The organism is Pseudomonas indica NBRC 103045, from assembly GCF_002091635.1.
In the GTDB taxonomy this organism is placed as follows: Bacteria; Pseudomonadota; Gammaproteobacteria; order Pseudomonadales; family Pseudomonadaceae; genus Pseudomonas_M; species Pseudomonas_M indica.
Genome location: NZ_BDAC01000006.1, coordinates 139831 through 152404 on the forward strand (window position 1 = coordinate 139831; position 12574 = coordinate 152404).

Sequence of the window (12574 nt, forward strand, 5' to 3'; positions counted from 1 at the left end):
GGTTCGTAGCGGATTCATAATGCAGAATATCCCAGGTTCAGATCCCGGTGTAGCCACCATACAAAACAAGGGGTTAGCGCAAGCTAGCCCCTTTTTGTTGCACGCGAAAATGGCTCAGTGCAAGGCAGAAAGGCCTTAACCCAGCAGCCGCTCCAGGGCACCATCCACATGCTCCTGCCATTCCCCGCGCCTCATTTCCTGATAGCCGCTGCTGCCGGCGAAGGCGCTACCGACTACCACGTCGGGCTGCAGATCACGCAGGCCGGCGATGCTGGTGGCCATGGTCTGGCGGTCTTCGGGGGTATTGTGGCCGGGAATAAAGCCGGCTCTCCAACTGCCGTCCGCGCTGCGGTACAGGTGTCGCCGGTGAACAGGTAGCGTTGTCCTGTCGGGCTGTGTACCAGAAAGCAGGTGTTGCCAAGGCTGTGGCCGGGGGGGATCACGTCGATATTGCCGAGCAGTGTCTGGCGTTCGTCGAAGAGGATATCCACCGATGCGTAGCGGGAGAATTCCTCCTGTTCCCGGCGGTGGTCGCCGAGCTGGATGCCAAAGCACTGGCGGATCTGCATCGATGCTCGCGACGGAATCGCGAATAAATTCGCTCCTACAGGCGCCGGATCGATAGGCAAAGAAAACCCCGCCGAAGCGGGGTTCCTTATGTGCTGACAACGATCAAACGTTGAAGCGGAAGTGCATCACGTCGCCGTCCTTGACGATGTAGTCCTTGCCTTCCAGGCGCCATTTGCCGGCTTCCTTGGCGCCGGCTTCGCCCTTGTACTGGATGAAGTCGTCGTAGGCGATGACTTCGGCGCGGATGAAGCCTTTCTCGAAGTCGGTGTGGATCACGCCGGCGGCCTGCGGGGCGGTGGCGCCGACCTTGACGGTCCAGGCGCGGACTTCTTTCACGCCGGCGGTGAAGTAGGTTTGCAGGTTGAGCAGATCGTAGCCCGCGCGGATCACGCGGTTCAGGCCGGGTTCGTCCATGCCCATGGACTCGAGGAACATCAGTTTTTCCTCGTCGTCGTCCAGTTCGGCGATCTCGGCCTCGATCTTGTTGCACACCGGTACCACCACGGCGCCTTCTTCGGCGGCGATGGCTTTCACCACGTCGAGGTGCGGGTTGTTCTCGAAGCCGTCTTCGGCGACGTTGGCGATGTACATCACCGGCTTGCTGGTGAGCAGGTGGAAGCCCCGCGCCAGTTGCTTGTCGTCGTCGCCGAGGTTCTTCAGCAGGGTACGTGCCGGCTTGCCTTCGGTGAAGTGCGGGATCAGTTTTTCCAGCAGGGCTTTCTGGGCCACGGCTTCCTTGTCTCCGCCCTTGGCGTTGCGGGCGACTTTCTGCAGTTGTTTCTCGCAGCTTTCCAGGTCGGCGAAGATCAGTTCCAGCTCGATGATTTCGATGTCGCGCTTGGGATCGACGCTGTTGGCCACGTGGATGACGTTGTCGTCTTCGAAGCAGCGCACCACGTGGGCAATGGCGTCGGTCTCGCGGATGTTGGCGAGGAACTTGTTGCCCAGGCCTTCACCTTTGGAAGCACCTTCCACCAGGCCGGCGATGTCGACGAATTCCATGGTGGTGGGCAGCACGCGTTGCGGCTTGACGATCTCGGCCAGGGCATCCAGGCGCGGGTCGGGCATGGGCACGATGCCGCTGTTCGGCTCGATGGTGCAGAACGGGAAGTTCTCCGCGGCGATACCGGATTTGGTGAGGGCGTTGAACAAGGTGGACTTGCCGACGTTGGGCAGGCCGACGATGCCGCAGTTGAATCCCATGGTGTGTCCCTCGCGGAGATGAATTCGGTGGAAAAGGTAACTCAGGCCTTCTGGCTGTGCAGTGTCTGCATGGCTTTGGTCCAGTTCCCGTCGAGGATGTCTGGAAGCACGCCGAGGGCGAAGTCGATGCTGGTGTCGAGCAGGTCCTGTTCGCTGCGCGGTGCGCGGCCGAGGACGTAGCCGGAAACCAGGCTGCTGTGCCCCGGATGGCCGATGCCGAGCCGCAGGCGGTGGAAGCCGTTCTGGTTGCCGAGCTGGGCGATGATGTCGCGCAGCCCGTTGTGCCCGCCATGGCCGCCGCCCTGCTTGAGCTTGGCGATGCCGGGTGGCATGTCGAGTTCGTCGTGGGCGACCAAGATGGCATCCGCTGGAATGCGGAAGAAGTTCGCCAATGCCGCCACCGCCTGACCGCTGCGGTTCATGTAGGTGGTGGGGATCAGCAGGCGAACGTCGCGGCCCTGATGGGAGAATTTCCCGACGAGGCCGAAGTATTTGCGATCTGCGCTGAGGCTGGCGCCTTTGGCGGCTGCCACGCGCTCAACGAAAAGGGCCCCTGCGTTATGCCGGGTCTGGTCGTATTCGGGGCCGGGGTTACCCAGGCCGACGATCAGTTGGATGGCAGTCACGAGGAGCCCTTGTCAGCGAGCGAGTGCGATTACTCGGCTGCGCCTTCTTCTTTCACGACGCGGGACGGGTGGATGTTGGCCACCGCCAGGTCGTTGCCGTGGGCGAGGGCAACCAGTTCCACACCGGCCGGCACTTTCAGGTCGGACAGGTGGATGATCTGGTTCAGCTCGACCTTGGCCATGTCGACTTCGATGAATTCCGGCAGGTCCTTCGGCAGGCAGGAAACTTCCACTTCGTTGATGGTGTGGGAGATTTCGCCACCGCCTTGCTTCACGCCAACCGCGGTTTCCTGGTTGATGAAGTGCAGCGGAACGTGGGCGGTCAGCTTGTGGTCGGCCACGACGCGCAGGAAGTCGGCGTGCAGGACGAAGCTCTTGGCCGGGTGGCGCTGCAGGGCCTTGATCAGAACGGTTTCGGCGCTGTTGCCGATGTTCAGGGTGATCACGTGGCTGAAGGCAGCTTCGTTTTCCAGCAGCTTGGCCAGGTCTTTGGCCAGCAGGGAGATGGATTGCGGGGCCTTGTCGCCACCGTAGATCACGGCGGGAACCAGGCTGGCGTTACGACGCAGGCGGCGGCTCGCACCTTTCCCCAGGTCGGAACGCACTTCGGCATTCAGGGCAAACTCAGTCATTACGGTTCTCCAAAATAACCAAAACGCCCGTAGCGCTTGCGACCAGCGCTCGGGCGGTTGGGCAAAAAGCCCCGCACGGAGGCGGGGCGTTTGTCGTCAGCGACGTCGGTAAGCCAGTGGCTTAGCGGAACATGGCGCTGATCGATTCTTCGTTGCTGATGCGGCGGACCGCTTCAGCGACTACCGGGGCGATATCCAACTGGCGGATACGCGCACAGGCTTGTGCAGCGGCGGACAGCGGGATGGTGTTGGTCACCACCAGCTCGTCCAGCACGGAATTTTCGATGTTCTCGATGGCACGGCCGGACAGCACCGGGTGGGTGCAGTAGGCGTAGACCTTGGCGGCGCCGTGGTCCTTCAGCGCCTTGGCGGCGTGGCAGAGGGTACCGGCGGTGTCGACCATGTCGTCGACGAGGATACAGGTACGGCCTTCGACGTCGCCGATGATGTGCATCACTTCGGACTGGTTGGCCTTCGGGCGGCGCTTGTCGATGATCGCCAGGTCGACACCCAGGGACTTGGCGACTGCGCGGGCACGTACCACGCCGCCGATGTCCGGGGAGACGATCATCAGGTTGTCGAAACGCTGGTCTTCGATGTCGTCCACCAGAACGGGGGAGCCGTAGATGTTGTCCACGGGGATATCGAAGAAGCCCTGGATCTGGTCGGCATGCAGGTCAACGGTGAGGACGCGGTTGACGCCGACGACGGTCAGCATGTCCGCGACTACCTTGGCGCTGATCGCCACGCGGGCGGAACGCGGGCGGCGGTCCTGGCGGGCATAGCCGAAGTAGGGGATCACAGCGGTGATTCGGGAAGCCGAGGAGCGGCGGAAGGCGTCTGCCAGTACCACCAGTTCCATCAGGTTATCGTTGGTGGGCGCGCAAGTCGGCTGGATCAGGAAGACGTCTTTACCACGAACGTTTTCATTGATTTCCGCGCTGATTTCGCCGTCGGAGAATTTGCCAACGGAGGCGTCGCCGAGGGGGATATGCAGCTGACGCACGACACGCCGTGCCAGATCGGGGTTTGCGTTCCCCGTGAAGACCATCATCTTGGACACGCGCAGTACCTGCCGGCTGAGGTGGACCTGATGAAATAAGAAATGGCAGGGGCGGCTGGATTCGAACCAACGCATGGCAGGATCAAAACCTGCTGCCTTACCGCTTGGCGACGCCCCTGTATCACGCTATGGATGCGCTTTGCACATCCTTCTCAGGACAGTTCCTGTAACTTTCGGTGCAACATCGAAACGTTGCTTCCCTTGGCTACAAAAGCTGGCAGGGAGACCGGAAGTTGGGCCGCGACTTTATCAGCTTCGGCTTTGTTAGGGAAGGCCCCAAACACGCAACCACCAGTGCCGGTTAATCTAGCTGAAACGAATTTGTTTAGCAAGATCAAAGCGTTACGAACAACTGGGTAACGCTTCTCGACCACCGGCTGACAGTCATTTCGACCGCCCCGCTCGAGAACGGTGCGCACTGTAATGGCCGGAGTATCCCGTGTCAACTCCGGGTCGCTGAAAATTTCTGCTGTGCTGACAGAGACTTGCGGAACGACCACGAGATACCAGGGCTCTTCCGGCTCCACCGGGACGAGTTTTTCCCCCACGCCTTCGGCGAAGGCGGCGTGCCCGCGTACGAACACCGGGACATCCGCGCCCAGCGTCAGGCCAAGGGCGGCTAGGCGGTCTTCGCTCCAGCCGAGCTGCCAGAGCCGGTCGAGGGCGAGCAGGGTGGTGGCCGCGTCCGAGCTGCCGCCGCCGATGCCGCCGCCCATGGGCAGGCGCTTCTCCAGCCAGATGTCGGCGCCCAGCGGGCAGCCGCTCTCGCGTTGCAGTTGACGGGCGGCGCGGACGATCAGGTTGCTGTCGTGGGGCACGCCGGGGATGTCGGCGTGCAGATGGATTGCGCCGTCCTCGCGCACGGCGAAGCCGAGTTCGTCGCCATGGTCGAGGAATTGGAAAAGCGTTTGCAGCTCGTGATAGCCATCGGCCCGGCGGCCGAGGATGTGCAACATCAGGTTGAGCTTGGCCGGCGCCGGCAGGGTCAGCTGTGGGGTCATGTCACTGGGCGAGCTGGCGCGGCTGCCAGTCCTTTACCACGAGGGTGATTTCCAGGTCGTGCCCGCGCAGCTTGAGGCGCTCCGGCAGGGTGTAGCCGTTCTGCTCGGCGTAGCGCAGGTAGTCGACTTCCCAGCCGTCCTGCTCGAGGCGTTGCAGATGGCTTTCGCTGTCGAGGGTCAATTGGCTCCGAGATTTCGGAGCCGGCAGGCCGCGTACCCACCAGAGCAGGTGGGAGACGGGCAGCTTCCAGCCCAGTTGTTCTTCCAGCAAGGCTTCCGGCGACTCCGCCTGGTAGCGGCCCTGGTTGGCGACCTCCAGGACGATTTCGCCGGGCCGCCCGGTCAGGCGGGCGGCGCCACGGCCGAGGGGGCCGGAGAGGCGGATGTCGTAGTAATCCTGGCGTTGCAGCCAGAACAGGGTGCCGCTGCCGCTGGCGGATTTGCCGGAGGCGTCGCGCGGTGCGCGGATGCCGACCTTGCCGCTGATCTGCCAGGCATCGAGCTGGGCGATCTGTTCCTTGTGCGTTTTCCACAAGGCCGGGTTGCCCTGGCCTTGCAGGGATTCGCGGGACGTCAGGCCGGCACAGCCGCTGAGCAGGGCGATCAGGCCAATGGCGATGAGGGAGCGGAAAAGCATGGCGTCAGAGCGTCTCCGAGCCGGTCAGGCGCAGCAGCGTGCTGCGCAGGATCGGGCTGTCGGGTTGATCTTTCAGGGCTTTGGCCCAGACCTGCCGCGCCTCGCGCTGCTTGCCGCTGGTCCAGAGGACTTCGCCCAGGTGCGCGGCCACTTCATGGTCCGGGAATCGTTCGATGGCCTGGCGTAGCAGACGTTCCGCCTCGGCGTTATTGCCCAGGCGGAAATTCACCCAGCCGAGGCTGTCGAGAATGGCGGGGTCTTCCGGATTCAACTGGTGCGCCTGTTCGATCAGCGTTCGCGCTTCTTCGTAGCGGGTGGTGCGATCGGCGAGGGTGTAGCCCAGGGCGTTGAGGGCCATGGCGTTGTCCGGCTCGCGTTCGATGACGAAGCGCAGGTCCTTCTCCAGTTGCGCCAGGTCGTTGCGCTTCTCGGCAAGCATGGCGCGGGTATAGAGCAGGTTGAGGTCTTCGGGGAATTGTTCCAGGCCCTGCTGAATCACATTCCAGGCGCGGTCGGTCTGCTGGCGGTTGCTGAAGGCTTCGGCTTCCATCAGGTAGAGCTGGATGGCGTAGTCCGGCTGGGTGTCGCGCGCCTTGGCGAGGCGGGCGGAGGCCTCTTCGGCGCGGCCGCTGTCGAGCAGGATTTCGGTCTGGCGTAATTGCGCAGGCAGGAAGTCGTTGCCGGGGCCGACCAGGCCGTATTCGATCAGGGCGCTTTCCGGGTCCTTGCGTTCTTCGTAGACGCGGCCGAGGTTGAAGTGCGCGGCGTCCACGTAGCTCTGCCGCTCCACCAGTTCTTCGAGGTAGACCGCCGCCTCGTCCCAGGCCTTGGCTTCCATGCAGACGAGGGCGAGGGAGAAGCGCAGGTCGTCATCGTCGGGAAATTGCTGGACCAGGGAGGAAAACTCGCCCTTGGCGTCGTCGAGACGGTCCTGCTCGACCAGCAGGCGGGCGTAGGTCAGGCGCAGGCGCTTGTCGTCCGGGTGCTGCTTGATGCCTTTTTCCAGCAGCGGAATGGCTTCGTCGCCACGCTTGAGGCTTTGCAGCAGGCGGGCACGCAGCAGCAGCGGCGCGATTTCGCGCTGGCTCGCCGGCTGGTCTTCCAGAAGTTCCAGGGCTTCTTCGGAGCGGCCGTCCTGTTGCAACAGGAGCGCCTTGCCGAACAGCAACTGACCGTTGTCCGGGGATTTTTCCAGCAGGCGATCGAAGCTCTGCAGCAGGCCGGCGCGGGTATCCGGGTCGGTTTCCGCAGCGGACAGGGCGAGGAAGTCGAAGTGGGTGTCGCCCTGCTTCTGCAGGACCTTCTCCATGTAGGTCATGGATTCGTCGTAGCGGCCACCCCGGGCCAGTTGGATGGCAGCGGCGCGCTGGGCGTCGACGTTGTCCGGCGCGTTCTTCGCCCAGATCAGCGCGGTATCCAGGGCTGCCTGCTCGGCGCCGAGGTATTCGGCGATGCGGAAGGCCCGTTCGGCGACACCCGGGTCCTGGGTCGCATTGGCCTGCTGCACGTAGTTGCCGAGGGCGATGTCGAAGCGGTTGCGTTGGCCGGCCAGTTCGGCGGTGAGCAAGGCGAACAGGGCTTCGCGACTGAACGAGCCGTAGACCTGCGGCTTGCTTTCCTCGGGCGCCGGGCTGGCGTCCTCCACGGGCGGCGTGCCGTCGGTGTCGGAAGGGAACAAAGTCTGACAGCCGCCGAGAAAGAGGAGGGCGGTCAGCAACGCAACGGATTTATTCATAGATAAGGAAGGGCGACTAACCTGCGGTCGGAGCATCATGACACAAGCCGTCGGGCAAGCCCATGGGGCAAGGCCGATCCGCGTTCGGGCGAAACTTGCCTATTGGGACAATAGAGCGCAATGGTTGTTCTCGCTCAGACGAAGTAGGACAATTGCGCGCTTCCCGTTTCCGATCAGCGATTCCGCATGGCCTTCCTCGCCCTTGGTATCAACCACAAGACCGCCTCGGTGGACGTCCGCGAGCGCGTGGCGTTCACGCCGGAGCAGTTGGTTGAGGCCTTGCAGCAGCTCTGCCGGGTCACGCCGAGCCGTGAGGCGGCGATCCTCTCCACGTGCAACCGCAGCGAGCTGTACCTCGAGCAGGAGCAGTTGGAAGTGGATGCCGTGCTCGCCTGGCTGGCCAACTATCACCAACTGAGCCTCGACGATCTGCGCGCTTGTGCCTACGTCCACCAGGACGATTCCGCCGTGCGCCACATGATGCGTGTCGCCTCGGGGCTGGACTCCATGGTGCTGGGCGAGCCGCAGATTCTCGGCCAGATGAAGTCCGCCTACGCGGTGGCCCGCGAGGCCGGCACCGTCGGCCCGCTGCTCGGCCGCCTGTTCCAGGCCACCTTCAGTACCGCCAAGCAGGTGCGTACCGACACCGCCATTGGCGAGAACCCGGTGTCCGTGGCCTTCGCCGCGGTGAGCCTGGCGAAGCAGATCTTCAGTGATCTGCACCGCAGCCAGGCGCTGCTGATCGGCGCTGGCGAAACCATCACCTTGGTGGCGCGCCACCTGCACGAGCAAGGCGTCAAGCGCATCGTCGTCGCCAACCGCACCCTGGAGCGGGCCAGCTCCCTGGCCGAGCAGTTCGGCGCCCATGCCATCCTGCTCGCCGACATTCCCCAAGAGCTGGTCAACAGCGACATCGTCATCAGCTCGACCGCCAGCCAGTTGCCGATCCTCGGCAAGGGCGCGGTGGAGCGGGCGTTGAAGCAGCGCAAGCACAAGCCGATCTTCATGGTCGACATTGCCGTGCCGCGGGATATCGAACCCGAAGTCGGCGAGTTGGATGACGTCTACTTATATAGCGTCGATGACTTGCACGAAGTCATCGCGGAAAACCTCAAGAGCCGGCAGGGTGCTGCCCAGGCCGCCGAGGAGCTGGTCGCCGTCGGTGCCGACGATTTCATGCTGCGCCTGCGTGAGTTGGCTGCAGTGGATGTGCTCAAGGCCTACCGGCAGCAGGCCGAGCGGGTGCGCGACGAGGAACTGGGTAAGGCGCTGCGCCTGCTCGGCAACGGTGCCGATCCTGCCGAGGTGATGGCCGCCCTGGCCCGTGGGTTGACCAACAAGCTGCTGCACGCACCGAGCGTGCAATTGAAGAAACTCTCCGCCGAAGGCCGTATCGACGCTTTGACCATGGCCCAGGAACTCTTTGCCCTCGATGGGGCGCCGGACAAGAAACCGTGATGAAAGCTTCTCTGCTGAACAAGCTGGACATCCTCCACGACCGCTACGAAGAACTCACCGCGCTGCTCGGCGACGCCGAGGTGATCAGCGACCAGGGCAAGTTCCGCGCATATTCCAAGGAGTACGCCGAGGTCGAACCGGTGGTCCAGGCTTACCGTGAGTTCCGCAAGGTCCAGGCCGACCTGGAGGGTGCCCAGGCGCTGCTCAAGGACAGCGACCCGGACCTGCGCGAGATGGCTGCCGAGGAAGTGGCCCAGGCCAAGGAGCAACTGGTCGAGCTGGAAAACCGCCTGCAGCGCATGTTGCTGCCGAAGGACCCCAACGACGGCCGCAACGTGTTCCTGGAAATCCGCGCCGGTACCGGCGGCGACGAGGCGGCGATCTTCTCCGGCGACCTGTTCCGCATGTATTCGCGCTATGCCGAACGCCAGGGCTGGCGCGTCGAGATTCTTTCGGAGAATCCGGGCGAGCACGGTGGCTACAAGGAAATCATTTCCCGCGTGGAAGGCGACAACGTCTACGCCAAGCTCAAGTTCGAGTCCGGCGCGCACCGCGTGCAGCGGGTCCCGGAGACCGAATCGCAGGGGCGCATCCACACCTCCGCCTGTACGGTGGCGGTGCTGCCCGAGCCGGACGAGCAGGCGGCCATCGAGATCAACCCGGCGGACCTGCGTGTCGATACCTACCGTTCCTCCGGGGCGGGCGGTCAGCACGTGAACAAGACTGACTCGGCGATCCGCATCACCCACCTGCCCACCGGCATCGTCGTCGAATGCCAGGAGGAGCGCTCGCAGCACAAGAACCGCGCCAAGGCCATGGCCTGGCTGGCGGCCAAGCTGCAGGACCAGCAGGACGTCGCGGCGCACAAGGAAATCTCCGAGACACGCAAGCTGCTGGTGGGCTCCGGAGACCGCTCCGAGCGTATCCGTACCTACAACTTCCCCCAGGGGCGAGTGACCGACCACCGCATCAACCTGACCCTCTACGCGCTGGACGAGGTCATGGCCGGTGGCGTGGAGGCGGTGATCGAGCCGCTGCTGAGCGAGTACCAGGCCGACCAGTTGGCGGCGCTGGGAGATTGAATAGAGCGGTAAGCGGCAAGCTAGAAGCCGCAAGCCGAGTGCGGCGATTTTGTAGCGCGCAGGGTGGGTGGCGCTTGTTTCCATCCACCAAGAGCCCGCACGGTGGATCGTGATCCACCTACGAGAGAAACATGGCCACCATCGAATCCCTGCTGAGCGCCGCCACGCTGCCCGACTCGCCCACCGCACGGCTGGACGCGGAGCTGTTGCTGGCCCATGTGTTGGGCAAGTCGCGCAGTTACCTGCGGACCTGGCCTGAGCAAGCGGTGACCGGTGAGCAGGCGCAGCGATTCGCCGCGTTGATCGAACGCCGCCGTACCGGCGAACCGGTGGCCTATATCCTCGGCCGCCAGGGTTTCTGGAGTCTCGATCTGGAAGTGGCGCCACACACCCTGATCCCGCGCGCCGATACCGAGCTGCTGGTGGAAACCGCGCTGGCGCTGCTCCCGGCCGGGCCGGCACGGGTACTCGATCTTGGCACCGGAACCGGCGCCATTGCCCTGGCCCTGGCCAGCGAGCGGCCGGGCTGGACGCTGGTCGGCGTCGACCGGGTGCCGGAAGCGGTGGCTCTGGCCGAGCGCAACCGGGTTCGCCTGAAGCGGGGCAACGCGCGATTCTGCGAAAGCCACTGGTTTTCCGCCCTGGCCGGCGAGCGCTTCCAGATGATCCTGGCCAACCCGCCCTACATCGCGGCGGACGATCGTCACCTAGGCGAGGGCGACGTCCGTTTCGAACCGGCCAGCGCCCTGGTGGCGGGGCCGGATGGGCTGGACGATATCCGCGCCATTGTCGAGCAGGCGCCGGCTTATCTCGAGGCGGGTGGCTGGTTGCTGCTGGAGCATGGCTTCGACCAGGCGGCGGCCGTGCGCGACCTGTTCGCCGCGCGAGGCTTCATCACTGTGGAGAGCCGTCGCGATCTCGGCGGCCATGAACGGATCAGCCTGGGGAGTTTCCCATGAGCGACGACATGCTGAGCGATCAGGAGCTGCTGCGTTACAGCCGGCAGATTCTGCTGAAACAGATCGATGTGGACGGCCAGTTGCGCCTGAAGAACAGCCGGGCATTGGTCGTCGGCCTCGGCGGCCTGGGCTCGCCGGTGGCGCTCTATCTGGCTGCGGCGGGTGTCGGCGAGCTGCACCTGGCGGACTTCGACACGGTGGATTTGACCAACCTGCAGCGCCAGGTGATGCACGACACGCCGTCCATTGGCCAGCCCAAGGTGGATTCGGCGATGGCGCGGCTGGCCGCGATCAACCCGGAGGTGGCACTGGTGCCGCACCGCACGGCGCTGGATGAAGACAGCCTGGCGGCGGCCGTGGCGGCGGTGGATCTGGTGCTGGATTGCTCGGATAACTTCTCCACCCGCGAGGCAGTCAACGCCGCCTGCGTCGCCGCCGGGAAGCCGCTGGTCAGCGGTGCGGCGATCCGCCTGGAAGGCCAGTTGTCGGTGTTCGATCCGCGCCGGCCGGAAAGCCCGTGCTACCACTGCCTCTACGGCCACGGCAGCGAAGCCGAGTTGACCTGCAGCGAGGCTGGGGTGGTCGGCCCGCTGGTGGGGCTGGTGGGCAGTTTGCAAGCGCTGGAAGCCTTGAAGCTGTTGGCCGGTTTCGGTGAGCCGTTGATCGGGCGTCTGTTGCTGGTGGATGCGCTGGGCAGCCGTTTCCGTGAGCTGCGGGTCAAGCGCGACCCGGCCTGCACCGTGTGCGGAGGTGTGCATGGCGAGTGACGCGCCCATCGGTGTCTTCGATTCGGGCGTTGGCGGACTGTCGGTGCTGCGTGAAATCCGTGAGCGCCTGCCCAACGAGTCCCTGCTCTATGTGGCTGACAGCGGCCACGTGCCTTACGGCGAGAAGAGCCCGGAATACATCCGCGAGCGTTGCGCGACCATCGCCGGCTTCCTACTCGGGCAGGGCGCCAAGGCGCTGGTGCTGGCCTGCAACACCGCCACTGCGGCGGCGGCGGCGGAGCTGCGCGAGCGCTATCCGGATGTCCCCATCGTCGCCATGGAGCCGGCGGTGAAGCCGGCGGCGGAAGCGACCCGCAGTGGCGTGGTCGGCGTTCTCGCCACCACCGGCACCTTGAAGAGCGCGCGCTTCGCCGCCTTGCTCGACCGCTTCGCCAGCGACGTGCGGGTGATCACCCAGCCCTGTCCGGGGTTGGTGGAGTGCATCGAGGCGGGCGAGTTGGGGGCGGAGGGTACACGCGAGTTGCTGCGGGGGTATGTCGAGCCGCTGTTGGCTGAAGGCTGCGACACGCTGATCCTCGGCTGCACCCATTACCCCTTTCTCAAACCGTTGCTGCACGAGCTGGTGCCGGCGTCGGTGAGCCTGATCGATACCGGCGCGGCGGTGGCGCGGCATCTGGAGCGGCTGTTGAACGAGCGTGGATTGCTCGGCAGTGCTGCGCAACCGGCCCGCTTCTGGACCAGTGGGGAGCCGGGGCAGATGGAGAGGGTGCTTCCTGTGCTGTGGGGTAAAAGCACGGACGTGCAATCTTTTCCTGAGTGAGCGGTCACAAATTTACACTGCTTTTACTTAAGGCAAAGGCTTCTATAATCGCGTGTAGAT

At 64.3% G+C, this 12574-nt stretch carries 13 protein-coding genes and 1 tRNA gene; 5 read left to right on the forward strand and 9 right to left on the reverse strand.

All coding sequences use genetic code 11. The annotated features are described in order from the left end of the window. Positions 1 to 135 precede the first annotated feature (135 nt). The 9 genes from PIN01S_RS27125 to PIN01S_RS09715 form a co-directional block, all read right to left on the reverse strand. On the reverse strand, positions 136 to 282 hold the full coding sequence (locus PIN01S_RS27125) for a hypothetical protein (protein ID WP_244505969.1): 147 nt from the start codon (positions 280 to 282) through the stop codon (positions 136 to 138). Between the two features lie 390 nt (positions 283 to 672). Next, complete coding sequence (gene ychF / locus PIN01S_RS09680; RefSeq protein WP_084335446.1) at positions 673 to 1773, reverse strand: redox-regulated ATPase YchF; 1101 nt, start codon at positions 1771 to 1773, stop codon at positions 673 to 675. Positions 1774 to 1814: 41 nt separating this feature from the next. After that, a complete protein-coding gene (gene pth, locus PIN01S_RS09685; RefSeq protein WP_084335447.1) occupies positions 1815 to 2399 on the reverse strand; it encodes an aminoacyl-tRNA hydrolase in 585 nt (194 codons plus the stop codon). A 29-nt stretch (positions 2400 to 2428) separates the two neighbouring features. Further along, positions 2429 to 3031 carry a 50S ribosomal protein L25/general stress protein Ctc gene (locus PIN01S_RS09690; RefSeq protein WP_084335448.1) on the reverse strand — a complete coding sequence of 201 codons (603 nt, stop codon included), beginning with the start codon at positions 3029 to 3031 and terminating at the stop codon, positions 2429 to 2431. Positions 3032 to 3152: 121 nt separating this feature from the next. Further along, positions 3153 to 4094, reverse strand: coding sequence for a ribose-phosphate pyrophosphokinase (locus PIN01S_RS09695; RefSeq protein WP_084335555.1), 942 nt, complete (start codon positions 4092 to 4094; stop codon positions 3153 to 3155). A gap of 43 nt (positions 4095 to 4137) precedes the next feature. Then, positions 4138 to 4212: transfer RNA gene (locus PIN01S_RS09700), tRNA-Gln, on the reverse strand. Between the two features lie 34 nt (positions 4213 to 4246). Next, positions 4247 to 5095 (reverse strand): 4-(cytidine 5'-diphospho)-2-C-methyl-D-erythritol kinase, encoded by an 849-nt coding sequence (ispE, locus tag PIN01S_RS09705; protein ID WP_084335449.1) that lies wholly within the window; start codon positions 5093 to 5095, stop codon positions 4247 to 4249. A gap of 1 nt (position 5096) precedes the next feature. Next, positions 5097 to 5732, reverse strand: coding sequence for a lipoprotein insertase outer membrane protein LolB (gene lolB / locus PIN01S_RS09710; RefSeq protein ID WP_084335450.1), 636 nt, complete (start codon positions 5730 to 5732; stop codon positions 5097 to 5099). A 4-nt stretch (positions 5733 to 5736) separates the two neighbouring features. Further along, positions 5737 to 7467 carry a tetratricopeptide repeat protein gene (locus PIN01S_RS09715; protein WP_084335451.1) on the reverse strand — a complete coding sequence of 577 codons (1731 nt, stop codon included), beginning with the start codon at positions 7465 to 7467 and terminating at the stop codon, positions 5737 to 5739. 186 nt (positions 7468 to 7653) lie between these two features. Between PIN01S_RS09715 and hemA the strand changes: the two genes are divergently transcribed. The 5 genes from hemA to murI all read left to right on the forward strand — a co-directional run bounded on the left by hemA (position 7654) and on the right by murI (position 12514). Continuing rightward, positions 7654 to 8925 (forward strand): glutamyl-tRNA reductase, encoded by a 1272-nt coding sequence (gene hemA / locus PIN01S_RS09720; protein WP_084335452.1) that lies wholly within the window; start codon positions 7654 to 7656, stop codon positions 8923 to 8925. Further along, positions 8925 to 10007, forward strand: a complete 1083-nt coding sequence (gene prfA / locus PIN01S_RS09725) for a peptide chain release factor 1 (RefSeq protein WP_084335453.1) — start codon at positions 8925 to 8927, stop codon at positions 10005 to 10007. Before hemA ends, prfA begins: the two co-directional genes overlap by 1 nt. A gap of 131 nt (positions 10008 to 10138) precedes the next feature. After that, the gene (prmC, locus tag PIN01S_RS09730) at positions 10139 to 10966 is read left to right on the forward strand and encodes a peptide chain release factor N(5)-glutamine methyltransferase (RefSeq protein ID WP_084335454.1); all 828 of its coding nucleotides are present in this window, start codon (positions 10139 to 10141) and stop codon (positions 10964 to 10966) included. Between the two features lie 8 nt (positions 10967 to 10974). Next, positions 10975 to 11733: a molybdopterin-synthase adenylyltransferase MoeB gene (locus tag PIN01S_RS09735; protein ID WP_084335556.1), complete on the forward strand. Its 759-nt coding sequence runs from the start codon at positions 10975 to 10977 to the stop codon at positions 11731 to 11733. Continuing rightward, entirely contained in the window at positions 11723 to 12514 is a 792-nt protein-coding gene (gene murI / locus PIN01S_RS09740) for a glutamate racemase (protein ID WP_084335455.1), read from the forward strand. The genes PIN01S_RS09735 and murI overlap by 11 nt, the downstream gene beginning before the upstream one ends. Positions 12515 to 12574 lie beyond the last annotated feature (60 nt).

Bases quoted from the DNA above. Each gene is read 5' to 3' on its own strand.
- PIN01S_RS27125 (WP_244505969.1), bottom strand. From the start codon at position 282: ATGGCCACCAGCATCGCCGGCCTGCGTGATCTGCAGCCCGACGTGGTA.
- ychF (WP_084335446.1), bottom strand. From the start codon at position 1,773: ATGGGATTCAACTGCGGCATCGTCGGCCTGCCCAACGTCGGCAAGTCC.
- PIN01S_RS09690 (WP_084335448.1), bottom strand. From the start codon at position 3,031: ATGACTGAGTTTGCCCTGAATGCCGAAGTGCGTTCCGACCTGGGGAAA.
- ispE (WP_084335449.1), bottom strand. From the start codon at position 5,095: ATGACCCCACAGCTGACCCTGCCGGCGCCGGCCAAGCTCAACCTGATG.
- lolB (WP_084335450.1), bottom strand. From the start codon at position 5,732: ATGCTTTTCCGCTCCCTCATCGCCATTGGCCTGATCGCCCTGCTCAGC.
- PIN01S_RS09715 (WP_084335451.1), bottom strand. From the start codon at position 7,467: ATGAATAAATCCGTTGCGTTGCTGACCGCCCTCCTCTTTCTCGGCGGC.
- hemA (WP_084335452.1), top strand. From the start codon at position 7,654: ATGGCCTTCCTCGCCCTTGGTATCAACCACAAGACCGCCTCGGTGGAC.
- prfA (WP_084335453.1), top strand. From the start codon at position 8,925: ATGAAAGCTTCTCTGCTGAACAAGCTGGACATCCTCCACGACCGCTAC.
- prmC (WP_084335454.1), top strand. From the start codon at position 10,139: ATGGCCACCATCGAATCCCTGCTGAGCGCCGCCACGCTGCCCGACTCG.
- PIN01S_RS09735 (WP_084335556.1), top strand. From the start codon at position 10,975: ATGCTGAGCGATCAGGAGCTGCTGCGTTACAGCCGGCAGATTCTGCTG.
- murI (WP_084335455.1), top strand. From the start codon at position 11,723: ATGGCGAGTGACGCGCCCATCGGTGTCTTCGATTCGGGCGTTGGCGGA.